Raw genomic sequence first — 22649 nt, 5'->3', positions numbered from 1 at the left:
CTTTGACTTTTCAGAGGTAAATAGATGACTTTTAACAGTTTGGCTGGCCATTGGGCTGAGGTACAGGCGCGACGAATTTCTGACCTGTTTGAAGACCCGGATCGTGCCGATCGATTTTCAACTTCCGCCGCCGAAATGCTGTTTGACTGGTCCAAGACCGCGCTTGATGACAAGGCGGTGGACCTCCTGCTGGCTCTGGCAAAAGACGCTGGATTGGAGGATCGCCGCGAAGCGATGTTTTCAGGCGAGAAGATCAATGAGACCGAAGGGCGTGCTGTGTTGCACACCGCCCTGCGAGCTTCGACCGCCCGGAAAGTTTTCGTGGATGGTGAGGATGTGATCCCCGAAGTTCACAAGACTTTGAAACGTATGAGGGATTTTTCTTCTCGTCTGCGGTCCGGGCAAATCCGCACCCCGACTGGTGGGCGTTATACTGATGTGGTCAATATCGGTATCGGGGGCTCGGACCTTGGACCGGCAATGGCTGTTCAGGCGCTTGCGCCATATCATGATGGCCCCAAAGTGCATTTCGTTTCGAATGTGGATGGGGCGCATATTCACGACACGCTCAAGGGGCTCAATCCAGCGAATACACTGGTGATTGTGGCCTCAAAGACGTTCACAACAATCGAGACGATGACAAATGCGAAATTCGCACGGGATTGGATCGCGCGCGAGGTCGGTGAAGAGGCCGCAGGGCATCAGTTGGTGGCGCTGTCCTCAAACGAAGAGAAAACTACGGAATGGGGAGTTTCGCCGGAGCGGGTGTTCGGTTTTGAAGACTGGGTTGGTGGTCGATATTCCATGTGGGGACCAATCGGGCTTTCGCTGATGATCGCCATCGGGGCAAATCGATTTGACGAGATGCTGGACGGTGCCCGCGCAATGGACACGCATTTCCGCTCGGCCAAAGGGCGCGAGAACCTGCCCCTGATGCTGGCCCTCGTGGGGATCTGGCATCACCAGATCTGCGGCTATGCGACCCGTGCCGTGCTCCCTTACGAGCAACGTCTGGCGCGACTACCTGCGTATTTACAACAGCTCGAAATGGAATCGAACGGCAAACGCGTTGGCATGGATGGCGCCGCGCTTGAGACCGTTTCCGGTCCTGTGGTCTGGGGAGAACCTGGCACCAACGGGCAGCACGCGTTTTATCAGCTGATCCATCAGGGCACCGCGATTGTGCCGTGTGAGTTTATGGTGGCCAAAGAGGGTCACGAACCTGATCTTGCGCATCAGCACCGTTTGCTCGTGGCCAATTGCCTTGCACAATCTCAGGCCCTTATGCTGGGTCGATCGATGGAAGAAGCCGAAGCGCGGATGGCGGCCGCAGGGTTCGAAGGGGAAGAGCGAACTCGCCAAGCTGCCCATTGTGTGTTCCCCGGAAATCGTCCCTCTACCACGCTGGTCTACCCCAAACTCACCCCGCGCATATTCGGACAGATTGTTGCGCTCTATGAACACCGGGTTTTTGTTGAAGGTGTGGTGCTCGGGATCAATTCATATGACCAATGGGGCGTTGAACTGGGCAAGGAACTCGCCGTGGCGCTGGAACCGGTTATGGCCGGAGATGTGTCCGTTGATGGGCTGGACGGGTCCACCCAGCAGCTGGTGAAACACCTGACCTAAGCATTTCTATATGAGCCTTGCCTGCGTGTCAGGCTGGCTCTTCCTGTTTTTCGGAAAGCTGCGCGAGCGCGTCATAGACCTGTTGGCGGATTGGGGCCGCCTCCATCATGATTTCATGTTCAGCGCCGTCTACCATGACGAGATGCCCTTGTTCCCAGTTTTCCATGTAGGCGATGATCGGTTCAGACATCACGATCCGCTCTTGCGTGCCAAGAAAGGTAACTGTTTTGACCGGTGGCGGTGGCAATGCCATCAACGCCCGCGTCTCTATCAGCGCTGCATAGAGCCAGCCCGTCGTCGGACCTCCAAGTGTCAGTTCGGGATGTACTGATGCCTGATCGCGCATGTAGTCAAACATCTCCAGATCTGTGGTCAGGAGATTGTCCTCGAACGGTGCCAGTGAAAGATAGGTCTCGCGCGTTGTGCCGGGGGTGAGCATCATTTTAAACCGGCTTTTGTGAAGCGCCCAGCTCAGACCCCATGCGACCGGGCGCATGGCGGCGGACATGACAATACCCCACATTGGAGCCGAAAATATCGCACCGTCGACGGGCAGCCCTTCTTGCAGGGCTCTTAAGCCGATGCAGCCCCCCATTGAGTGGCCGATCAAATACCAAGGGCGGGGCAGTTCGAGCAGTTCTGCCTGACCAAGCATGGCCTGCACATCCATCTGGTACTCGGAAAACGTTCCGACATGCCCAAGGTCGCGCTCAGGATCAGAACGATCAGCCAGACCCTGACCACGCCAGTCAATCGCCAGAACGTCATAGCCCTGGACAGTCAGTTCGGACGCTATGAGACCATATTTCTCGACGTATTCAGTGCGCCCGGGAAAAAGCAGAATACTGCCCTTGTTCTCAGTCCCGGTCGCAGGCCAATGCCCCACTCGAATGCGCACCCCGTCAGACGCGGTCAACCAGTAGGCCTGACCGCGTTCGGGCCCCTTTGCTATATCTTCAAAGAGAGGCGCTTTTTGCATATGGAGCATTGGAAGCAATCTGTCAGCGAGGGCTTAGCCCAGAACACTGCCCAATTGCATGGCCAGCCCCATATTGCCTTCAACAGACAATTTGCCGGTCATAAATGCCGTGGTTGGGTTCAGGTTGCCTGACAGCATGTCTTCGAACACCTCTGTATCAGCGGTCAGTGTTACGTCTGCTTCGTCGTCGCTGGCACGAACACCATCACCATCCACGATGATGGCGCCTTCGCCCTCGATCACGAACTTTGCGGTGCCAGCATCAAACCCGCCTTCAATCTTTTCACTCAGGGCGGCTACTGCCGCAGTGATCACGTCACTCACGTATATTCCTCCAGTTTTGCCCGGCCCGAAGAGGGCAGGCGAATATTTTCACCCTAGAGCCTAGCGTATGCTTTACGCCCGCGTAAACGCCTATTTCTGCGTGTGACGTCTGGGAAGCTATTCACGTTCACTTGTTGTGGTCGCCATTGCCCAGATCGGGAATGCCGCGCTAAGATTGGGTATGAAGCTTATAATCTGCGCCATATGCCTTGCTCTCTGTGCCACTTTCCCAGCGACCGCGCAGGATCAGCAGGACGTGAGCATGGATGTGCTTTTTTCCCAATTGAAAGAAGCAGATGACAGCAATTGGCTGGCGTTGGAACAAACAATTCAATCCCGTTGGGCGCGGTCGGGATCAAATGCCATGGACCTTTTGGCTCAACGTGGTCGGGAGGCAATTGAAAGAGAGGATCTGGAGGCGGCTTTTGATCACCTTGGGGCACTGACGGATCATGCGCCGGACTTTGCCGAAGGTTGGCATATGCGGGCGACCGCATTTTTCCGGGCCGAGCGGTTCGGTCTTGCCCTTGAGGATTTACGTCGGGTTTTGGTGCTTGAACCACGCCATTTCGATGCACTTGAAGGGGTGGCTGTTGTCATGGAAATGCTTGGAGAGCCTGAAATGGCACTAAGTTTTTACCGCCAAGTCCTTGCTATACATCCTCGAAATGCCGACGTAAAAGAGGCGGTGGCGCGGTTGAACCTCCAGCTGGGCACCAATATCTGACCCGTAACCTGCCCGCGAAAAGGCTTTCAAATGGTTTCCGACACGGCCCGCGCCGGCAATCGTATCACTGCGGTTCTTGGTCCGACCAACACCGGCAAGACCCACTATGCGCTTGAGCGAATGCTGGGCTATCGCACCGGTGTGATTGGCCTGCCGCTGCGTCTTTTGGCGCGTGAAGTCTATGACAAGCTGGTGGGCTTGCGTGGTCCCAATGTCGTTGCGCTGGTCACCGGGGAAGAGCGGATTGTGCCGGATCGTGCGCAATACTGGGTCTGCACGGTCGAGGCGATGCCCCCTGGTATGGGCGCGGATTTTGTGGCGATTGATGAAATCCAACTCAGCTGCGATCCCGAGCGAGGCCATGTCTTCACCGACCGCCTGTTGCATATGCGTGGCACCCAAGAGACCCTGTTAATGGGATCTGACACGATGCGGGGCGTGATTGCGGCATTGGTGCCCAAGGTCGAGTTCATCCGGCGTGAACGATTTTCCGAACTGGTCTATGGCGGATCAAAAAAAATCAGCCGTATGCCGGGCCGATCTGCCATTGTCGGGTTCTCTGTGGACAACCTCTATGCCATCGCAGAGCTGATGCGCCGCCAGAAGGGTGGTGTTGCCGTGGTGATGGGGGCGCTGTCTCCGCGCACAAGAAACGCTCAGGTCGAGATGTATCAGAACGGGGATGTGGATTACCTCGTGGCGACGGATGCGATTGGGATGGGGCTCAACCTCGACATCGATCATGTGGCGTTTTCGGCCGTTGAAAAATTTGACGGTCGACGGATGCGCCCATTGTTTCCCCATGAGCTTGCACAGATTGCAGGGCGTGCCGGGCGCCATATGAACCACGGGTCCTTTGGGGTAACTGGTGAGGCACCCGCCTTTGCCGAAGAGGTGGTGGAGGCCATCACCAACCACCGTTTTACCCCGCAAAAGAAACTCATGTGGCGCAACGCGGATTTGCAATTTGGCAATCCCGAAGCTCTGATCCGTTCCTTAGAAGCGCCCAGTGGCAATGAACACCTGACACGCGCACGGGAGGCTGACGACCTGATTGCGCTCAAGATGATGACACGGGATGACGAAGTGGCGGCGCGGGCTACCGATGGGGCCTCGACGCAACTGTTATGGGAGGTCTGTCGCCTGCCGGATTTCCGGGGGATCAGCCACGGCGAACACGCGAACCTTGTTACAAGCCTGTTCAAGGACTTGCACCAGCACGGAGAGATTCGCGAAGATTGGTTTGCACGACAGGTGAAACGCATCGACCGGACAGATGGTGATATCGACACATTGTCGAAACGGTTGGCCTTTATTCGCACATGGACCTATGTGGCGCAACGCCGCGACTGGTTACGTGATGTTGCCCATTGGCGCGGGGCCACCCGTGCTGTAGAAGACCGATTGTCGGATGCATTGCACAATGCACTGACCCAAAGATTTGTTGACCGGCGCACGTCTGTGCTTCTGCGCCGGTTGAAGCAGAAGGAGAGCCTCGTGGCTGACGTGAATGACAAGGGTGAAGTGACAGTGGAAGGCCAGTTTGTTGGTCGTCTGGAAGGGTTCCGGTTTAGCCAGGACAGCTCGCAAAGCCCGGAAGAGGCAAAAACCCTGCGTGCCGCCAGCCTTCAGGCTATGGCCCCTGAGTTCCACCTGCGGGCGGACCGTTTTTATAACGCGCCCGATACCGAGCTTGATTTTACCGAGCAGGGTGGCCTGATGTGGGGCGAGCATGCGGTAGGCAAGCTGGTCAAAGGTGACGACGTGATGAAACCGCGCGTCGAAGCTTTTGTAGACGAAGAAGCTGGGACGGACGTGGCCGAAAAGGTCACGCGCCGCTTGCAGCATTTCATCGACCGCAAGGTGGTGGCGCTGTTTGAGCCTCTTCTGGCGATGCAAAAAGACGAAACTCTGTCTGGGCTGGCGCGTGGCTTTGCTTTCCGCATGGTCGAAGAGCTGGGCATCATCGCGCGCGACAAGGTCGCCGGTGAGGTCAAGGATCTTGATCAGGACGCCCGCGGCGCGCTGCGCAAGCACGGCATTCGTTTTGGTCAGTTCACCATCTTCATGCCGCTCCTGCTGAAGCCTGCGCCGACCCGTCTGCGCCTTGTGCTGCATTCGCTGTGGCAGGATTTGCAGGAATTCCCAGAAGCTCCGCCTCCTGGTCTTGTGACCATTCCGGTGATCGAGGCCGTGGATGCGTCTGCTTATCTCCTGTCAGGGTATCGCCCCGCTGGCCAGCGCGCGATTCGTATCGACATGCTGGAACGTCTCGCGGATCAGTTGCGCGTGGAAGACAGCCGTGGCGGTTTTGAGGCCAAGGCGGATATGCTGTCGATCACCGGTATGACGCTCGAGCAATTTGCCGACCTTATGCAGGGTCTGGGCTACAAGGCTGAAAAAGGTGAGCGTGCGAAAGTGAAAGCCGAAACCGTTTCCACCGACGCGCAAGAGGCTCCGAAAGAAACCCCGCCTGAAACTCCAGTCGAAGCGCCAGTCGAAGCCCCGGTTGAGACACCGGCAGAGGCCCCGGCAGAAGTTCCTGCGGAAGCCCCCTCAGAAACACCGGTTGAAACACCGGTTGAGGATGTTGCCGCAGAGGCGACTGCAGAAGCCCCGGAAATGGAAGTCTTTTTCACCTTTGCCTGGGGCGGGTTCAACCGTCGTCAGGGGGGGCGTGGTCAAGGTCAGCGTCGCGAAGCTGGCGAGCGCCAGGGCGACCGAAAAGGGCAGGGTGGCAAGCGCCGCGATGGCAACCGTGATGGTGGTAAACCACGCGGGAAAGGTCAGGGCGATCGTCGGGGCAAAGGCGGCAAGCCGCAGCGCGACAACAAGCCCAAGACCTATTCCACCGGCCCGTCGAGCAAGGGAAAGAAAGTGGACCCGGACAACCCGTTCGCCGCTCTTCTTGCGCTCAAGGACAAGGGCTAAGTGGCCGCAGGGCCAAAAGACACATCAGCTTCGGGCGGTAGTATCGCCCGAATGCGCGCCGACAAATGGCTCTGGCACGCCCGGTTCTTCAAAACGCGGGGCCTTGCCACCAAGCAGATCGCTGCGGGTCATGTGCGGGTGAATGGGGACAAGGTTGCGAAACCCTCTCATCAGATCTCACCCGGAGATGTGCTGACGTTCCCTCAGGGTCGACTGGTTCGGGTTATCAAGATCATAGCGCTGTCCACCCGGCGTGGCCCTGCTCACGAAGCTCAGGCACTTTATGACGATCTTTCACCGCCCCCAGAGCGGAAAGAAATTCCACCGGATGTAGTCTCTGCACCAAAATTTGACGGCAAAGGGCGACCAAGTAAGAAAGATCGCCGCAACTTGGCGAAAACCCTGCGTCCCCCGCTTGATTGATCCGCCGCTGTGAAATAAGTGGGGCACAGCCAAAGTTTGAGGACATGCCATGACATACGTTGTGCAAGACAACTGCATCGCCTGCAAATACACCGATTGCGTAGAAGTCTGCCCTGTGGACTGCTTCTACGAAGGGGAAAACATGCTGGTGATCCACCCCGACGAATGCATCGACTGTGGTGTGTGCGAACCGGAATGCCCTGCGGACGCGATCCGGGCCGATACCGAGCCGGGAACCGAGACATGGGTCGAGTTCAACCGTAAATACGCGGAATTGTGGCCGGTGATTGTTGAGCGCAAAGAGCCGCTGCCGGAAGCGGAAGAGCGTGATGGCGAAGATGGCAAGCTCGAGAAGTATTTCTCGGAAGCTGCAGCCGAGTGAGAATTGGCCTGTAGGGATGTTGATTCGGGAGAAACGCTGTTCCAGCGCCCGATAGGATCCAGAATGCATTCGCTAAGGTCATGAAACCAAATCAGAAAATAACCTAATTGCACCGCAGCGCTTTTGCTTGGTGCTTTTTTCTGTTATACTTTTGATTAATGAAAGCTAGGACCCTTGGCCGGACCCGGAAGATCCTTTGGAAAAGGAATTAATTTCCGCGTTGCCCGGCCCGTTGGATTGTTCCGTAGATGCAAATAGGCCGAGGGGCGCAATCGCACCCCCCTGTCGTTTTGTCGTCTCGAATTTGATGCAGAGGTTCTGAGCGGCAAATGAGACTTGTGAAGGAAGACATGTATGAGCAAGAAAAAGCTTGATTTCCGCCCGAACGAATATGTCGTCTATCCCGCCCATGGCGTTGGAAAGATTGTATCGATCGAAGAGCAGGAAGTCGCTGGTATTCAGTTGGAGCTGTTCGTCATCTCCTTTGAAAAGGACAAGATGACCCTGCGTGTGCCGACCAACAAAGCCACCGAAGTGGGGATGCGCGGTCTGGCCAGCGATGCTGAAGTGTCCAAAGCTATGGATACGCTCAAGGGCAAAGCCCGTGTGAAACGCGCAATGTGGTCGCGTCGCGCCCAGGAATACGAACAGAAAATCAATTCGGGTGACTTGATCTCGATTGCGGAAGTGGTACGTGACCTGCACCGCAACGATGATCAGCGCGAACAGAGCTACTCCGAGCGTCAGCTTTATGAAGCGGCTCTGGAGCGTCTGACCCGCGAAGTTGCCGCCGTGGGTGGTGGTGACGAATTGGCAGCGCAGAAAAAAGTCAGCGATGTTCTGATGTCGCGCGCAGCCTGAGCCATTCTGTGAAATTTCAAGAGTGACTTTTTAAACTTACGTGCCTGCAACACGATACCGCCGCTCACCTTCTTGGGTGAGCGGCGGTTTTTTTGGCTAAGTTGCAAGGCTGGTCAGTACAAACAGTGCTGAGATTTCGGCGATTTGCTGACTTGCCCCAAGGACATCGCCAGTCTGCCCACCGATTTTTCGATGTGCAACAAAAGCAATGACGGTTGCAGTTATCGCGACCCAGATTGTGAGTGGCACAAAGATCCACCCCAGCAGGACGGCCGAAAGAATGAGCGCGAAACCTGTAGCAAGGAGACCGGTGGAAAAGCCCGGTCGCCCTACGGATTGTGCCAGACCGGTTCCCCGGGCATTGGGCAGGCCAGCCATCAGGATCACCATCGGCACCCGGCTTATGACGCCTACGGCGATCAGGGCAAAGATGGGTGAGGGCAGGGACAAGACCACGATAAGGGCTCCGGCACGTGCCAAGAGCGACAGGACGATTGCAATCACCCCATATGCACCGATCCGGCTGTCCTTCATGATTTCAAGCCGCCGTTCCCGATCATACCCGCCCCAAAATCCATCGGCGCAGTCGGCCAATCCGTCTTCGTGCAACGCTCCGGTCAATAGGATTTGTGTGGTCAGGACGAGAATGGCGGCTGCCTGAACGGGTAATCCAAGCCATTGAGACAGCAATGCAACCAGTCCGGTGATCAGCCCGATCACTATTCCGACAAGTGGCCAGGCCCAGGCCGACATGGCGCCGCGAGTCGTTGCAAGATCGGTGTCTACTTTCACCGGCAAACGGCTCAGCAATCCCAATGCGGCGGGCAAATCCTGTAAGTGAAGCAGGGGCATGTCGGGTTTTGCCATATTAAGTCTCATGTGCTCTGGCTGGACGTCTGTCTCATCGGTAAAGAGATGGGGACGAGGAATCAATCGGGGAACGGGTCATGACGGGACAGTCATTTTCGACACTTGTAGAATTTCAGGCGCTGCTTGCAGAGGCAGCGGGGCCGGACACAGCGGCAAAAGCCGCCGCTGAGGAACGCAACGGGCAATTGACCAAACCCCCGGGGGCCCTAGGGACGTTGGAAGATCTGGCCATTTGGTTTGCTTCCTGGCAGGGCAACGGACGCCCATCGCTGGAAAACCCGCAAGTGATTGTCTTTGCCGGAAACCACGGTGTGACTGCGCGCGGCGTGTCGGCCTTTCCCGCTGAAGTCACTGAGCAGATGGTACTGAACTTTCAGCATGGCGGAGCGGCGATCAACCAGCTCTCCAAGGCCTTTGGTGCCAAGATGGACGTGCATGCACTCTCCTTGGATCGCCCCACTGCCGACTTCACACAAGGCCCGGCAATGAGCGAAGATGAGGTGGTTGCGGCGCTCCTGACCGGCTGGAATGCGGTTGATCCGTCTGCGGATCTTCTGGTGACCGGAGAAATGGGAATTGGCAACACAACTTCGGCGGCTGCAATCGCACATGCGCTGTTTGGTGGTGAGGCGGCGGACTGGGCAGGGCGTGGCACCGGTGTCGACGATGCAGGTCTCGCACTTAAGACCCAGGTGGTCACGGAAGGGCTTTTGGCCAATCCCGGTGCCAAAGGTGATGGGATTGAGGCGCTGCGGTGTTTGGGCGGGCGCGAGCTTGCGGCAATGGCGGGCGCAATTGCCCGGGCGCGGGTAGAATCGATCCCGGTTATTCTGGATGGGTTTATCTGCACGGCCGCAGCCGCCTGTCTGGCGCAGGCGCAGGCCGGCGCGCTGGATCATACGGTTGCGGGTCATGTTTCGGCAGAAGCAGCGCATGCGCGCGTGCTTCAGGAGCTTGGTAAAGAGCCGCTCTTGTCGATGGGGATGCGCCTTGGAGAAGGTTCTGGTGCCGCATTGGCCATTGGCATCCTGAAAGGCGCCGTCGCCTGTCATTCGGGCATGGCAACTTTTGCCGAAGCTGGCGTTTCGGACGGATAAATCAAGAAGCCATCGGCGCTTTGCAAAATCTGGTATGGGGGGCGACCCAAGCAAGTGTCCCCTATATTTAACTCACCGTAAGTGCGTTTCGTTTCCTGTCACCGACGGTGATCTCTGCTTTTACCTTTGTTCAGGTCGGCAAAGGGGCGTCAGCCTTGAGCTGATTCATTACGATCTGGCTTTGTACGCGCGACACCGACGGGTGGGGCAGTAGCACTTCGTGAATTAAATGATTCAACGAGGCCAGGTCGTTGCAATAGACCCGAAGCAGATAATCCGACGCGCCCGTCAGCGTCCAAGCGGATATCACTTCGGGCTGGGCGTTTACCATCTGGGCAAAGGCACGGGCTGCTTTCGGATCATGGCTGGCCATCTCAACTTGGATGAAGCTTTGCACAGTCAAACCGAGTTTCCTTGCGTCCAGCCGTGCGGAATACCCGGTGACCAAGCCTTTCTCTTCGAGCCTTTGCCTGCGCCTTCCAGCCTGGCTGGCGGAGAGATTCAAAAGTTCTCCCAACTCATGTGAGGTCAGGTGTGCATCCTGTTGCAAGGCGGCGAGGAGGCGGGAATCAATTTTGTCCATAGATATCTCATGCGGTAAATATGCGGATATAATACTATTAGTGCGGGGATCGCGCAAATAATTTGATAAATACCACGGTATATGCGCATTTCAGGTGCGGTTGGAGGGTTACAATGTTCACAAGTTAATAACCTTCTGAAGGAGACACCGATGGGTCCGTTCCCGCATGATGCCCCCCGCGCAATAATTTCCGATGAAAACCCCGCAGGCACTGATGGTTTTGAGTTTGTGGAATTTGCACATCCCGAGCCGCAGGAACTGCGTGATCTCTTTACACAAATGGGGTTCAGCCACACCGCCAATCACAAGACCCGGAATGTGGAGCTGTGGCAGCAGGGAGATGTGAGCTATCTGATTAATATGGAACCCGGCAGCCAGGCCGAGAAGTTCAGCGTTGAACATGGACCCTGCGCCTCGGCCATGGGGTGGCGCGTCGTGGATGCACAGCATGCCTTTGATCATGCGGTGAAGATGGGTGCGAAACCTTATGAAGGTGGCGGGAAGTCTCTGGACGTGCCGGCAATCTACGGGATTGGTGACAGCCTGATTTACTTCATCGACCAGTATCACGAACAAAGCGCCTATAATGACGAGTTTGACTGGATCGCCGATGCCTACCCGCAGGGCGTAGGTTTCTATTACCTTGATCACCTCACCCACAATGTCTTCAAGGGCAACATGGATGTGTGGTTCAAGTTCTACGGTGATCTGTTTGGTTTCAAAGAGATCCGCTTCTTCGACATTCAGGGGAAATTTACCGGGCTTTTCTCCCGCGCTCTTACGTCGCCTTGTGGTAAGATCCGGATACCGATCAACGAAGATCGTGGTGAGACAGGGCAGATTGTGGCCTATCTCAAGAAATACAAAGGTGAGGGCATCCAGCACATCGCGATCGGAACTGACGACATCTATGCGTCGGTGGATGCGATTGCGGTTCGTGGCTTGAAATTCATGCCCGGTCCAAACGAGACCTATTACGACCTGTCCTATGAACGGGTGAAAGGCCATGAAGAGCCTAAAGACGTAATGATGAAGCACGGCATCTTGATTGATGGCGAAGGGGTAGTAGGCGGCGGAGAAACCCGCTGTCTTCTGCAGATCTTCTCAAAAACCGTGATTGGCCCGATCTTCTTTGAGTTCATTCAGCGCAAAGGCGATGATGGGTTTGGTGAGGGAAATTTCAAAGCCCTGTTTGAATCCATCGAGCGTGAGCAGATCGAAAACGGTGAATTGGGCGACGTCGCCTGATCGCTTGTCCATACTCCCCAAAACAGCCGCGTCTGCTGGATGCGGCTGTTTTGCTGGACGAGATGCCTTGTGGGCATTGTACCTAAAAGGCATATGAGACGGGAACGCCCCGCTTGACCGGGCCGCGATGTCAACTGAAGGGCAGGATTTTCAAAGTTGTTGTGCGAGACCCTTTTTTATAAACCAGTTGGCTTTCCGAAATCGACACCACACGCCCCCCGTCCAACCGATCTCCGATCCCTACTTTCACATAGCGGCCTGACGAAAGCCGGACCAAAGCGCTCCGTTTTGCAGAACTTCCGTAGATGCCAATCAATGCCACTTTGCGCAAAGAAATGGCGTTCTTGATCGTGGCTTGTTTGGCCACAGAGGCGCGGGTTGGGATGGATGGGGTGACGGTCTGGTTTTGCGGTGCAGCAGCCACCACAACTGATCCGTCAGATGCATCGCTTGCGGCCTTTGCGTCGGCAATGATCTTCTCGAAACCGGTTGGGCGTGATTTCGGCTGCAACGAGCGGTTCACGGCCTGCTGTGTAGGAGCGACGACGGCCGCCGCGGCCGCCGCAGCTTCTTCGTCGTTTGAGGCATTGGCCACAGCGTTGGCAATCGCTTCTGCCTGCGCGAGCGCCTGCGGAGATTGTGGCCGCGGCATGGGCCGGATTGCCGCAAGTTCCTGTAGGGATCTGCCCCCCAGAATTCGCCGTTCAGATTGTTCAACCAGACCATCGGGACGTTGGCGTGGGCGGATATCTTGCAGGTCCGGATCGGCATTTACCAGCTCCGTTACAACCGGAGCATCGGGGATCACCCCCTCGGGTCGCGCGGGCGGAACGAGGGGGGGCTGACCTGCGAAAACGTAAAACCCGTCTTGGGTCAGTGCCCCTTCCGGTGTGGCCCGTACCAGTCCCCGTTCATCCAGATCAAACCGAGTACCAGAGGGAGGGGGAGGCCGGCGCGCGAAATCATCAATTGCATCACGGCGCAACTCTCCAATCCGCTGAGAGGGCAATGCGACCGCGTCATGCCCACTGGTGACCGGATCAATTGATGCAACGTAGAGGCCATCAATCGTACCACCGGTCGGATCTTCCAATGGGTCCGGAGCTCTTTCCCAAATTCCGGTCGCAGCATAACGGGTTTCCGCAGCTTCAGGGGAAAGAGTTTCGTTGTGTCGGCCTTCGTCCGCTTCAACCAGTGCAGAATCCAGTTGCTGATCTTCATCGGATGCAATGATGTCATCCCGCGTCAGATGAGGGTAGGGTGCGGCAGCAATGGTGGGATCTGCTTCAAGGTCAGAAGGCGTGTCTACACCAGTGGAAATCGCCCCATCAAACTGATCTTCCCTTTCAGGAAACAGATTTGTCGTCTCTTTTGAAAAGAAAAACATCGACCAGACCGCAAGAACGGCAATGAACAACAGCAACCCAAGCACGAGGGCCAAGCCGAGATATCGGGGTTGCTCGCCGGTGATATCGCTGCGTCGCGCTCCGAAAATTGTAAGCGCCTCTGCTTCTTTCAGGGCTCGTTTCTGCGCTGCTGATTTCCGGGACATCTCTGTGCCCGCTTTGGCCGAGATGCTCCCCGATGGAGGAGGAGCAACTTTAGTAACCATAATCTCAGCTTCATTCCGCTTTATGGTTTTTGCGGGTTTCTTGCGTACTGATTTGCGGGCCTTCTGGGCTTTTTCAGAGGTCGATTTTGCCAGGGCTTTCGTTGCTTTGGCAGCTGCTGATGCACCGGTCAGCCCTTTTTGTGCCGCCTTGCGCAGCGTCTTTCTGGTGACCTGACGCTTCGGTTCAGGCGCTGTTTCGTCCTCTGGTGTATCCAAATTTGGCGCAGTGACCGGCACATGGACTTCAACAGGTACTTCTCGTTCGGCAGCTGAGGGCGCATTCTTTTCTGGAAGGGCCATTGCGATACGAGAGGGAAGCCCCTCGTTTGGAGGTGGGGTGGCAACCGACGGGGTGTCGGCATCTGTTTCACTGCGTTGTGATGAAAAAGCCAGAGTTTCAGATGCTTGTGGGACAGCAGAGTTTTTCGCTGTGCCGCGCTTTTGTTTAGCTTTCTCTTTCACCTTGACCGGTTGTTTTGCAGCAGCACGATCTGATGTTTCTGACGCGTGCGTCCCGCTGATATCGCTTGCGGACGCTGTGTTTGATGCTTTTCTTTCTTCCGGTCTGACATCGCGCTCCACCTCGGAGATCTGACTGTCTGGCTCGAAATCCGGAGGGAAAGGGGCCAGTACAGGGGGCTCAGGGGGGAGGTCCGAAATCTCATTCCCGGACGGAGACTGGACCGCTGTACTTGGATCGCTGTCAGGCGCGTGCGCTGCATCTTTCGGGGCGGTGGTTTCTTGGGGAGAAACATGCTCTGGCGTTGGGGTGTCTGCGCTTGCCGAAGTGCTGCCGGATCCCATCAACTCGGGGAGAGATTCCAGATCGGGTTCGATCGTCGCCCCACTGGGGATATATTCACCCGCACAGCTGGTCAGCCCGAACTGCGCTTCCCGCTCAAAGCTTCCACGTGCGCGGGCTGCAAAACAAATCGGGTTCAGTTGGTTCTCATTGGCAAAAGCCTCGGCCTCTGCCAGCGTGTCACGCGCAACAACGGCCACGTGGGCCATCTCGTCTTCGGCGTGCCAATCAAATACCAGCTCATCAACCGCATAGGGGGTCAGCCCCTCCAACCCCTCACGAATTCGCGCCTCGCGCGTTGCGTCATCTGGGCCAGGAGCCGTCACGGTTGTGAACAAAATCTGTGAGGGTGGGATGATCAGTTTGACGGTGAAACCATCGCTTTCAAGATCCACAGCGTGTTGGCGCATCATCGCAAGGCTTGATGCAAGGTTGGGCGCATCATGTGGGGCTTCCCCCACCAATAGCCAACCGCCATTGCCGCGATACATGAGGCCAATACCCTCGTGGGTCAAATCAAGCGCAAAGTTCGGCTTCATACTTGGCGTTGGCTCCTGTGTCCGTCATTCGGTCTTCAATTCAGCGGGGGCAAGAGTTATCTTTTTTCCACCCAAAACGGCGCAGGTCATGCACTGTCCCACGCTTTGATGGCTTCATACGCCACTGCCTTGAAACTACAGCAGGTTTTCGCCCATGAAAAGAGGGCTCCAAGGACGAGGTTGAACGTGGCAACAATTGGCGCAGAGTAGTGGAAAACCGGAGTTTATGATGATGAAGCCTCATTCAATTTTCGCCGCCATCCTGAGTTTTGTGCTGACGTTTATGCCCGTAGCAGGAACCGCACAGACCGAAGCGTCCCGGTTGCAGGTCACTGGACACGGTCTGGTGTCTGCGGTGCCGGATATGGCAGTGATCCGACTTGGCGTGCGCGAAGAGGCAAAAGATGCGGTCTCTGCCAGTCGCGCCGTTGGAGAAGGTATCACGCGCCTGTTGGGGGATCTGAAAGAGATTGGAATTGAGGGTAAGGATATCCAAACCAGCCAGCTTTCGTTATCGCCGCAGTATAATTACTCGGGTTCGAGCAATCCGCGTCGGATTGGGTTTGAGGCGAGTTCGACACTGAGTGTTACATTGCGAGAGCTGGAAGATCTGGGTGGAGTTCTGGATCAGGTCATACGTTCTGGTGTCAATAATATCAACGGGTTGCAATTCGATCTTTCCAATCGTGAGACGCTGCGGGATGAGGCGCGCGCGCTGGCCGTATCTGATGCGATGCGCAAAGCTGGGCTTCTGGCAGAAGCCGCCGGGCTTTCTCTTGGTCAAGTGATCTTGCTGCAGGAGGGCGCAGATGCTCCGCAACCCGGCCCGGTATTTGGGCGTATGGCGATGGAGGTGCAGGCCGAAATGCCAGTGGCGCAGGGGGAACTTGACGTCACAGCTCAGGTCACAATGATATTTGAGCTTAGCGGGGAAAGTTAATTACTGGCTATAAGCTTTTGAAATAAAAAGGCCGCCTAGTTTGGCGGCCTCTTTTGTTCTCGCTTTTGCGATTGGTTTGCGATTAGGAGGTCGCCACTGCCAGCGCCTGATCCAGATCAGCAATGATGTCATCCACATCTTCAATCCCGATCGACAAGCGCACCACATTCGGCGCTGCACCTGCCGCAACCTGCTGCTCTTCGCTCAGCTGGCGGTGTGTGGTCGAGGCCGAATGGATGATCAGGGACCGCGCGTCGCCCAGATTTGCAACATGGCTGAACAGTTTCAGATTATCGACCAGCTTCTTACAAGATTCATATCCGCCTTTCACCGCCACGGTGAACAGCGCTCCTGCGCCTTTCGGGCTGATTTTGTCGGCAAGCGCCTTGTAAGGCGAGCTGGCGAGGCCAGCAAAGTTCACCGCATCGATCCGGTCGTCGGCTTCCAGCCATTCCGCAACTTTCTGTGCATTCGCAACGTGCTTTTGCATCCGCAGAGACAGGGTCTCAATGCCCAGAAGGGTGTAATGCGCCGCCTGCGGGTTCATTGTCATACCAAGATCACGCAGTCCAATTGCGATGCTGTGGAAGGTGAAGGCCATCGGGCCGAGCGCTGCACCGAAACACAGACCATGATACGCAGGTTCAGGCTGGCTGAGGGACGGGAATTTGTCGTTTTGCATCCAGTCGAACTGGCCGCTGTCCACAATTGCACCACCGGTTACTGTGCCGTTGCCGGTCAGGTATTTGGTGGTTGAATGCACAACGAGGGTGGCACCCAGCTCGATCGGTTTGACCAGGTAAGGGGTGGCTGACGTGTTGTCCACGACCAGAGGGATGCCGGCTTTGTTGCCGACCGCGGCAATGGCCGGAATGTCGGTGGGAACGCCTGCCGGATTGGCCAGGGTTTCACAGAAAAGCGCGCGCGTATTGTCGTCGATGGCGGCTTCTACAGCGGCCGGGTCGTCGAAATCGACAAGTTTGGCTTCCCAGCCGAAACGCTTGAAGGTCTGCGTGAACTGGGTGACGGTCCCGCCATACAGTTTGTTCGAGGCAACGATGTTCAGACCCGGTCCCATCAGCGGGAAAAGCGCCATGATCTGGGCCGCATGACCTGAGGAACAGCAAACCGCCCCTGCGCCACCTTCCAATTCGGCAATTCGGTTTTGCAATGCGCCGACAGTGGGATTGGTCAGGCGAGAATAGATATAGCCAACCTCTTCGAGATTGAAGAGCCGCGCGGCGTGATCTGCATCCTGAAACACATAGGCAGTGGTCTGGTAGATCGGCACCTGACGGGCGCCGGTCGCCGGGTCGGGTGCAGTGCCCGCGTGAACCTGTTGTGTATCAAATCCCAGTTTGCGTTCTTCTGTCATCTTAATCTCCCAATTCAAGTTGCATGCAGGCTAGGGGAAAGGGGCGTGGGCTTCAACAGAGTGAAAGGGGCAATATGGATTGCAGGAGGGCATTTCCCATCACAATTTGTAGGAGGAATAAATTTTCCAAAACCAGCATTTTGGGGGAGGATTTTTTGTGTCGTTGTTGGGTGGGTCGTGCGCTCTGTGTCACGCTGCGGGGCATTTGTTTCGCTGGCCCAATCTTTTGGGGGTGGAATTGATCCATCTCTTCAGTATGTTGCGACATGAAATGAAGTGGACAGTGCTTTGATCTCGACGCATCGTGTATCACAACTACAGAGGGCATGCGTAAATGCTATTTCCCTGATGCATCGCAGCCGTTGTGCATAAACAACCCTGCTTTATGTTTTCAAAAGCAATTGGAGCCACCATGCTAACGCCATTTCACCTTGCCATTCATGTTGCGGATCTTAACGACGCGCGGCGCTTTTACGGTGATGTTCTCAGGTGCAAAGAAGGACGTTCGACCGAGAGCTGGGTGGATTTCAGCTTTTTCGGCCACCAGCTCAGCCTTCATCTTGGCACGCCATTTGACACGGCCGATACTGGAAAGGTGGGGCAACATATGGTGGCCATGCCGCACTTTGGCGTTGTTCTTCCCTATGATGACTGGCGTGCGCTTGCTGATCGGCTTGAGGATGCCGAAACAGATTGGGTCATTGCACCCACAGTTCGGTTCGAAGGTGAGCCGGGTGAGCAATGGACGATGTTTTTTATGGATCCTTCCGGAAATCCAATTGAAGTCAAGGGCTTCAAAAGCCTTTCTAACGTGTTTGAAGGCTAGTTTCTTCAAGAACGATGCATGTTTCCCCTGGCTTCCGACGCCCGCTAACGCATCCAGAACCCTTCGCGTTTGATCTTGTTACGGATCATCTGCTCGCGTCGCGGCAGGTTGTCTCGATCAAACAGGGCGCGCACTTTCTGACCACGCCCCTGATAGATCATGCGCAGCATGGGTTGGTATTCCTTCAGCACTTTCTTGATCTTGTTTGGGGCGCTCACGCTTTCGATCATCTCGATCACCTGATCGGGTTCACGGGCATAAGCCAGTGGCAGGATACGCCAGTGACAGGTGACGTCTCCATCCAACCCGTCAAGCTCCGGCCTAGGGCGACCACCTTCAAATGATGAGATGACCAGGGGCAGGGTGATCTGATCCAGCCAGGGATACAGCTCCTGACAGACCAGTTCTTCTGGGGCTTTGTCACGAATGGCCAGCGCATATTCCAAGAAACGAGCGCCAAATTCGCGCGGGCAGCGCCCATAGAACCACCCCGCATTGAAATACATGTAGCGTTCCCAATACTCGTCAGGCTGACTGAGATCGAGCGACCCGTCGAAATCCAGCGCAAACTTTCGGTAAAGTGATCCCCAGATTTCCCCATACCCAGGGCCATATAATTCGATATTTGGCCAGGTGTTTTCCCGTTTCATCGAGGCAGAGGGGCGCGAGAAATCAAATGCCACCTCAGACAGTTTTCCAGTCACCACAGTGTCGCTGTCGAAAAAGACAAAGGGTTCTCCTTCTGGCAATTCCAGAAGGGCTTCGATTTTGTTGCCATTTGGGTAATCTGCGCCGAAGTGATGGCTCTGGAATGGGAGGATTTCGGCCCCCAGCGCCTGCAATGCTTCGCTCACCGAAGTTCGAATGCGTGGGTCATCCGGCCATTTTTCACCGGGTTGCGGTTCCGCCACGAAAACACGCCCGCTGAAATCTGGATCAGAGGCACGCAGAGAGGCGACAAACAACAATGCTTCGTAAGAGATACGCCCAGCCTGCCCAACCACAACAACATTGAAATCTACAGGTGTGGAATTGGGCGGCGTTGTCTTGGCTGTTTTATTGCGGGCAACGGACTTGGATTTTGCATTGCCTGCGGATTTTGAACTTTTGTCCGCTTGCGCCTTGGCACCAGTCTTCTTTGACGCCGCGCGGCTAGCCTGAATTTTCGCCGATTTGGCCATGCTCTTTGCCCATCTTGTCTTTTCGGGCAGTATAGGCAGGAATGTGGTGCCCGGAAAGGGCTGCATAAGCAGGCATTGTGTCAATTGTCGGTTGGTGCAGGATGTTACAGATTAGTGGGAGATATTGATGAAGTATTTGTTTGGAGTGTTGGTTTTGTCCGGAGCTTTTTCAGTGGCGGGCTTGCCGGTCAAAGCGCAACAATTCACAACGGCCGCCGAGGTGCGCCCCATTCTCGAAGCCACGCAGGCAAACTGGGTGGCCGTACGAGAATATGACGGGAAAGACATTCTTTACTTTACGCATCTCTTGGCGTGGCGCTGCGGATTGGAACAGGTGGAGTTCGCTGTGAATGGACGCGAGATGCAAAGGTTTGAGCTCGAACCCTGCTATATGGATGAAGCGCAACCCAACGCGATCAAGGCCAACGATCTGTTGCCATTTCTGAATTTCGAACTGAAATCAGTGGACGAGGTGCAGGTGACCCTCACCTATGATGACGGGGTCACGGCCTCGGCGACATATGCGCGTGCAGCCATAATGATAAACTGACGGCTCGATTATGTGGTAATGAAGCGGGAAGGGTCAGGTGCCCTCAGAAAACCTGCCAAATTTCCCGGCGCAGAAGGCCAGAGCATTGGCATCAGCCTGATGGGCGCGCAATACGCGCCCCAAGATGATCGAATGATCGCCACCTTGCATGACGCGTTCTGTACGGCAATCAAGCCGGGTGACGCAGCCATCCAGCAGGGGGACGCCATGGTCGTCGATGTGATGGGCAATATCTGTGAAGTCGTCTCCGTTCCGGGCGAAGTGCTGCGCCAGATCGCGTTGTGCGTCAGAGAGAATATGGATGGCAAAATGCTCGGCCGCGACGAAACTGTCGTGGCGGGCAGAGACCAGCGCCGGGCACCACAAGATCAGCGGCGGGTCCAGCGAAACCGAGGTAAAGCTGTTGACCGTCATGCCAATTGGGCGCGCGCCATTGGTGACCTTCATGCTGGTGGTCACGATGGTCACGCCGGTGGTGAAAGTGCCAAGAGCGGCCCTGAGTTCAGCGGCATGTTCGGGGCCGGGGTTGAAGCTTTTCATTCTGGTCTGTCTCGCGCATCTCAGATCATTTGCGGCGCGACCCTATAAGGCGAAGCCATGGGTGAAAAGGTTAAAAACGGTATGATCAGATATTGGATTGCCTGAATTGGGCGTCTGAGCCAAAAACCCGCTATTCGATGACGGAAAAACCGGAAATCAGGTGACGCAGACCCAAAGCGGCCCCAGCGATGATCGCCAGAAAAGTGACGGGTGCTCCGTAATACAGCAGGGCAAAGGCGGAAAGGCCCTGACCAATCGAGCAGCCAAAGGCAATCACGGCCCCCCATCCCATGATGACGGCTCCCAGAATTTGCCGTTTCAACTCGCGTGGATCTTCGCAGGCTTCCCAACGGAAATGGCCAAGGCGCACGCTTCCAAGAAGGGCGCCCAACAACACGCCTGCAACGGATCCCACGCCGAAATTCAATTCATTTCCGGATGACGTCATGAGATAAATCAGCGTGTCGCCAATCGGGGCAGAATAGGTGTGGCTTTCCACTGGAATGGCGGAAAAACCATTGGTGGCAACCCAGGCGGTGCCGCCCCATCCGATCACAACAGCCAACCCGGCGACGGCGCCCCAGAACAGTTTGGCACGGGCTATGCGAATGTCAGACCAGATCAGCAATGCTGACAAGAGGAACACTCCAACCGCAATCCCGATCAGGGCAGGGGACAGGCCGGACAGGCCCGAAACTCCATGAGCAATGGAGGGAAGAGTATCCCCGTCGATTGGCGTTTCAGGAAATGCCCACACTCTCAGCCGGGCAAAAGGGCCGGAAATGGCCGTATAGGCCGACAAGCCCATGACAAGCACAATCACAAAACTGCGCAGATCCCCACCACCCAGCCTTGCCAGTGCTCCGAATCCGCAATTGCCGGAAAGCGCCATGCCATATCCAAAGATAAGCCCCCCAATGATTGACGCGAGCGGGTTCCAACTCAGACTGAGATATACAGTTTCTTCGGCAGGCAAGAGACCAGCGCCAACCAGTGAGAAGCATCCGATCATCGCGACCCCGATTGCCACGCCCCACATCGCCAGCCTATCGCGGGACGCTCCGTAAAGGGCGTCTTCGATGGCGCCGAGGGTGCAGAACCGACCCAGACGAGCCGACAATCCCAAAAGCACGCCGCCAATCAGGCCGATCAGAGCAGCCAAATTGGTGTCAGATACCCAGTCGAACATTTACCCCCCTTACCGATGACCTGACCGGACCTCGGATTGCTGGCATTCGTGACCCGAGCTGTTTGGGCCAGTCACGCATTCGCAATGCCAGTTCAGATCAATCCCGATGCAGTTGGGCGGAAATGCCGTTTTATTCCGCAGCCTTGCGATCTTCCGGTTTGCCCACTGAACAGAACATCTCGTAAATCACTTCGAGGATGCGACGCGGGCGATCATCGGTCAAGGAATAGTAGATGGTCTTGCCGTCGCGTCGGGGGGTTACCAGCCCTTCCAGACGCAGGCGAGCCAGTTGTTGAGACACGGCTGCTTGGCGGGCAGACAGGAGTTTCTCCAGTTCTGTCACCGATTTTTCACCGGTCACCAGATGGCACAGGATCATCAATCGACCTTCGTGGCTGATCGCTTTGAGAAGGTTCGAGGCGTCGCAGGCACTGGTCATCATCTGATCCAGTTCCTCATTTGTCATGTCTTCGCGAATGACAGGTAGAGCCATCATCTGATCCTTTGTAGCGTCCGGCGAAAATCCACCCGCCGGCTCGTCCATTGTTTAATAATTCTGCGGGTCACGTTGGCCCGCTTTTTTCGCGTTTCTTGGTCCACAAACCGCGTCACGGCAGTATATAGAATACGATTGCGAATTTGCAAACGGTTCGCGTCTTTGCTCACCGTGGCGTGACAAGATGCCCACGGTGTAAAAACTCACCCCTCTGGTCGAACATAAGTTGTGTGTTCAGTCAGCATGCGCTCCAGCAATCCCCAAAAGAAATCCTCTCCCGGATACCCTTCGATCCGCGCCATTTCATGCCCACCCTCGATCAGCAGGAATGTAGGGGTGAATGAGACCGGACGTTTCAGGCTAAAAGCAAGCTGGTCGCTTCGGATCTTGCGCAGGCCAATTTTCTTCAATGGGGCAAAATTTCCTTCTGGCGTCTTGGGATATATCATACCCAGATCGCTTTCCCATTGCGCACACCAGACACATCCTGGTTCATCTACCATGATTAATTCTGCGGCGCGTATTGGTGTTGGCAGCATCGCTAT

At 55.9% G+C, this 22649-nt stretch carries 22 protein-coding genes; 11 read left to right on the top strand and 11 right to left on the bottom strand.

Annotation, left to right across the window (positions count from 1 at the left end):
• Nucleotides 1-24: 24 nt before the first annotated feature.
• Nucleotides 25-1629, top strand: coding sequence for a glucose-6-phosphate isomerase (gene pgi, locus O2N63_RS10765; RefSeq protein ID WP_271054276.1), 1605 nt, complete (start codon nt 25-27; stop codon nt 1627-1629).
• 28 nt (nt 1630-1657) lie between these two features.
• Here pgi and O2N63_RS10760 read toward each other — a convergent pair whose 3' ends face one another.
• Nucleotides 1658-2617: an alpha/beta hydrolase gene (locus tag O2N63_RS10760; protein WP_271054275.1), complete on the bottom strand. Its 960-nt coding sequence runs from the start codon at nt 2615-2617 to the stop codon at nt 1658-1660.
• A 24-nt stretch (nt 2618-2641) separates the two neighbouring features.
• Nucleotides 2642-2932 carry an SCP2 sterol-binding domain-containing protein gene (locus O2N63_RS10755; RefSeq protein ID WP_271054274.1) on the bottom strand — a complete coding sequence of 97 codons (291 nt, stop codon included), beginning with the start codon at nt 2930-2932 and terminating at the stop codon, nt 2642-2644.
• A 181-nt stretch (nt 2933-3113) separates the two neighbouring features.
• Between O2N63_RS10755 and O2N63_RS10750 the strand changes: the two genes are divergently transcribed.
• The 5 genes from O2N63_RS10750 (at nt 3114) to O2N63_RS10730 (ending at nt 8256) form a co-directional block, all read left to right on the top strand.
• Nucleotides 3114-3659, top strand: a complete 546-nt coding sequence (locus O2N63_RS10750; protein WP_271054273.1) for a tetratricopeptide repeat protein — start codon at nt 3114-3116, stop codon at nt 3657-3659.
• Between the two features lie 30 nt (nt 3660-3689).
• Entirely contained in the window at nt 3690-6590 is a 2901-nt protein-coding gene (locus tag O2N63_RS10745; RefSeq protein WP_271054272.1) for a helicase-related protein, read from the top strand.
• 51 nt (nt 6591-6641) lie between these two features.
• Nucleotides 6642-7013, top strand: coding sequence for an RNA-binding S4 domain-containing protein (locus O2N63_RS10740; RefSeq protein ID WP_271054271.1), 372 nt, complete (start codon nt 6642-6644; stop codon nt 7011-7013).
• Nucleotides 7014-7062: 49 nt separating this feature from the next.
• Nucleotides 7063-7395, top strand: a complete 333-nt coding sequence (fdxA, locus tag O2N63_RS10735; RefSeq protein ID WP_271054270.1) for a ferredoxin FdxA — start codon at nt 7063-7065, stop codon at nt 7393-7395.
• A gap of 354 nt (nt 7396-7749) precedes the next feature.
• Nucleotides 7750-8256 (top strand): CarD family transcriptional regulator, encoded by a 507-nt coding sequence (locus O2N63_RS10730; protein ID WP_271054269.1) that lies wholly within the window; start codon nt 7750-7752, stop codon nt 8254-8256.
• Between the two features lie 96 nt (nt 8257-8352).
• On the opposite strand, the gene cobS is transcribed toward O2N63_RS10730, so the two are convergent.
• Complete coding sequence (gene cobS, locus O2N63_RS10725) at nt 8353-9108, bottom strand: adenosylcobinamide-GDP ribazoletransferase (RefSeq protein WP_271054268.1); 756 nt, start codon at nt 9106-9108, stop codon at nt 8353-8355.
• A 95-nt stretch (nt 9109-9203) separates the two neighbouring features.
• Between cobS and cobT the strand changes: the two genes are divergently transcribed.
• Complete coding sequence (gene cobT / locus O2N63_RS10720) at nt 9204-10223, top strand: nicotinate-nucleotide--dimethylbenzimidazole phosphoribosyltransferase (RefSeq protein ID WP_271054267.1); 1020 nt, start codon at nt 9204-9206, stop codon at nt 10221-10223.
• 130 nt (nt 10224-10353) lie between these two features.
• On the opposite strand, the gene O2N63_RS10715 is transcribed toward cobT, so the two are convergent.
• On the bottom strand, nt 10354-10806 hold the full coding sequence (locus O2N63_RS10715; RefSeq protein WP_271054266.1) for an Lrp/AsnC family transcriptional regulator: 453 nt from the start codon (nt 10804-10806) through the stop codon (nt 10354-10356).
• 150 nt (nt 10807-10956) lie between these two features.
• Here O2N63_RS10715 and hppD point away from each other — a divergent pair, with 150 nt between their 5' ends.
• Nucleotides 10957-12054, top strand: coding sequence for a 4-hydroxyphenylpyruvate dioxygenase (gene hppD, locus O2N63_RS10710; protein WP_271054265.1), 1098 nt, complete (start codon nt 10957-10959; stop codon nt 12052-12054).
• Between the two features lie 130 nt (nt 12055-12184).
• Here the strand turns inward: hppD and O2N63_RS10705 are convergent, their stop codons facing one another.
• Nucleotides 12185-15007: a hypothetical protein gene (locus tag O2N63_RS10705; protein ID WP_271054264.1), complete on the bottom strand. Its 2823-nt coding sequence runs from the start codon at nt 15005-15007 to the stop codon at nt 12185-12187.
• A gap of 229 nt (nt 15008-15236) precedes the next feature.
• On the opposite strand from O2N63_RS10705, the gene O2N63_RS10700 reads away from it, so the two are divergent.
• A complete protein-coding gene (locus O2N63_RS10700; protein WP_271054263.1) occupies nt 15237-15947 on the top strand; it encodes an SIMPL domain-containing protein in 711 nt (236 codons plus the stop codon).
• A gap of 82 nt (nt 15948-16029) precedes the next feature.
• On the opposite strand, the gene O2N63_RS10695 is transcribed toward O2N63_RS10700, so the two are convergent.
• Nucleotides 16030-17322, bottom strand: a complete 1293-nt coding sequence (locus O2N63_RS10695; RefSeq protein ID WP_271054262.1) for an O-acetylhomoserine aminocarboxypropyltransferase/cysteine synthase family protein — start codon at nt 17320-17322, stop codon at nt 16030-16032.
• A 412-nt stretch (nt 17323-17734) separates the two neighbouring features.
• On the opposite strand from O2N63_RS10695, the gene O2N63_RS10690 reads away from it, so the two are divergent.
• On the top strand, nt 17735-18148 hold the full coding sequence (locus tag O2N63_RS10690; RefSeq protein ID WP_271054261.1) for a VOC family protein: 414 nt from the start codon (nt 17735-17737) through the stop codon (nt 18146-18148).
• Between the two features lie 44 nt (nt 18149-18192).
• Here O2N63_RS10690 and O2N63_RS10685 read toward each other — a convergent pair whose 3' ends face one another.
• Nucleotides 18193-19395 (bottom strand): hypothetical protein, encoded by a 1203-nt coding sequence (locus O2N63_RS10685; RefSeq protein WP_271054260.1) that lies wholly within the window; start codon nt 19393-19395, stop codon nt 18193-18195.
• Nucleotides 19396-19456: 61 nt separating this feature from the next.
• On the opposite strand from O2N63_RS10685, the gene O2N63_RS10680 reads away from it, so the two are divergent.
• A complete protein-coding gene (locus O2N63_RS10680; RefSeq protein ID WP_271054259.1) occupies nt 19457-19879 on the top strand; it encodes a hypothetical protein in 423 nt (140 codons plus the stop codon).
• A 33-nt stretch (nt 19880-19912) separates the two neighbouring features.
• On the opposite strand, the gene O2N63_RS10675 is transcribed toward O2N63_RS10680, so the two are convergent.
• From O2N63_RS10675 to O2N63_RS10660, 4 genes are all read right to left on the bottom strand, one after another.
• On the bottom strand, nt 19913-20419 hold the full coding sequence (locus O2N63_RS10675; RefSeq protein ID WP_271054258.1) for a flavin reductase family protein: 507 nt from the start codon (nt 20417-20419) through the stop codon (nt 19913-19915).
• A gap of 130 nt (nt 20420-20549) precedes the next feature.
• Entirely contained in the window at nt 20550-21608 is a 1059-nt protein-coding gene (locus O2N63_RS10670; protein WP_271054257.1) for a YeeE/YedE family protein, read from the bottom strand.
• A gap of 130 nt (nt 21609-21738) precedes the next feature.
• On the bottom strand, nt 21739-22101 hold the full coding sequence (locus O2N63_RS10665; protein ID WP_271054454.1) for an ArsR/SmtB family transcription factor: 363 nt from the start codon (nt 22099-22101) through the stop codon (nt 21739-21741).
• 206 nt (nt 22102-22307) lie between these two features.
• Complete coding sequence (locus tag O2N63_RS10660; RefSeq protein WP_271054256.1) at nt 22308-22607, bottom strand: thioredoxin domain-containing protein; 300 nt, start codon at nt 22605-22607, stop codon at nt 22308-22310.
• Nucleotides 22608-22649 lie beyond the last annotated feature (42 nt).

This window comes from Aliiroseovarius salicola (genome assembly GCF_027891095.1).
GTDB classification, from domain to species: domain Bacteria; phylum Pseudomonadota; class Alphaproteobacteria; order Rhodobacterales; family Rhodobacteraceae; genus Aliiroseovarius; species Aliiroseovarius salicola.
This window is presented reverse-complemented; position numbering and strand designations above follow the sequence as displayed.

Coding starts and splice junctions, on each gene's coding strand:
- cobS (WP_271054268.1), bottom strand. CDS start 9,108: ATGCCCCTGCTTCACTTACAGGATTTGCCCGCCGCATTGGGATTGCTG.
- O2N63_RS10700 (WP_271054263.1), top strand. CDS start 15,237: ATGATGAAGCCTCATTCAATTTTCGCCGCCATCCTGAGTTTTGTGCTG.
- O2N63_RS10760 (WP_271054275.1), bottom strand. CDS start 2,617: ATGCTCCATATGCAAAAAGCGCCTCTCTTTGAAGATATAGCAAAGGGG.
- O2N63_RS10665 (WP_271054454.1), bottom strand. CDS start 22,101: ATGGCTCTACCTGTCATTCGCGAAGACATGACAAATGAGGAACTGGAT.
- O2N63_RS10670 (WP_271054257.1), bottom strand. CDS start 21,608: ATGTTCGACTGGGTATCTGACACCAATTTGGCTGCTCTGATCGGCCTG.
- pgi (WP_271054276.1), top strand. CDS start 25: ATGACTTTTAACAGTTTGGCTGGCCATTGGGCTGAGGTACAGGCGCGA.
- O2N63_RS10740 (WP_271054271.1), top strand. CDS start 6,642: ATGCGCGCCGACAAATGGCTCTGGCACGCCCGGTTCTTCAAAACGCGG.
- fdxA (WP_271054270.1), top strand. CDS start 7,063: ATGACATACGTTGTGCAAGACAACTGCATCGCCTGCAAATACACCGAT.
- O2N63_RS10680 (WP_271054259.1), top strand. CDS start 19,457: ATGAAGTATTTGTTTGGAGTGTTGGTTTTGTCCGGAGCTTTTTCAGTG.
- O2N63_RS10730 (WP_271054269.1), top strand. CDS start 7,750: ATGAGCAAGAAAAAGCTTGATTTCCGCCCGAACGAATATGTCGTCTAT.
- hppD (WP_271054265.1), top strand. CDS start 10,957: ATGGGTCCGTTCCCGCATGATGCCCCCCGCGCAATAATTTCCGATGAA.
- O2N63_RS10695 (WP_271054262.1), bottom strand. CDS start 17,322: ATGACAGAAGAACGCAAACTGGGATTTGATACACAACAGGTTCACGCG.
- O2N63_RS10715 (WP_271054266.1), bottom strand. CDS start 10,806: ATGGACAAAATTGATTCCCGCCTCCTCGCCGCCTTGCAACAGGATGCA.
- O2N63_RS10705 (WP_271054264.1), bottom strand. CDS start 15,007: ATGAAGCCGAACTTTGCGCTTGATTTGACCCACGAGGGTATTGGCCTC.
- O2N63_RS10745 (WP_271054272.1), top strand. CDS start 3,690: ATGGTTTCCGACACGGCCCGCGCCGGCAATCGTATCACTGCGGTTCTT.
- cobT (WP_271054267.1), top strand. CDS start 9,204: ATGACGGGACAGTCATTTTCGACACTTGTAGAATTTCAGGCGCTGCTT.
- O2N63_RS10675 (WP_271054258.1), bottom strand. CDS start 20,419: ATGAAAAGCTTCAACCCCGGCCCCGAACATGCCGCTGAACTCAGGGCC.
- O2N63_RS10750 (WP_271054273.1), top strand. CDS start 3,114: ATGAAGCTTATAATCTGCGCCATATGCCTTGCTCTCTGTGCCACTTTC.
- O2N63_RS10690 (WP_271054261.1), top strand. CDS start 17,735: ATGCTAACGCCATTTCACCTTGCCATTCATGTTGCGGATCTTAACGAC.
- O2N63_RS10660 (WP_271054256.1), bottom strand. CDS start 22,607: ATGGTAGATGAACCAGGATGTGTCTGGTGTGCGCAATGGGAAAGCGAT.
- O2N63_RS10685 (WP_271054260.1), bottom strand. CDS start 19,395: ATGCAGCCCTTTCCGGGCACCACATTCCTGCCTATACTGCCCGAAAAG.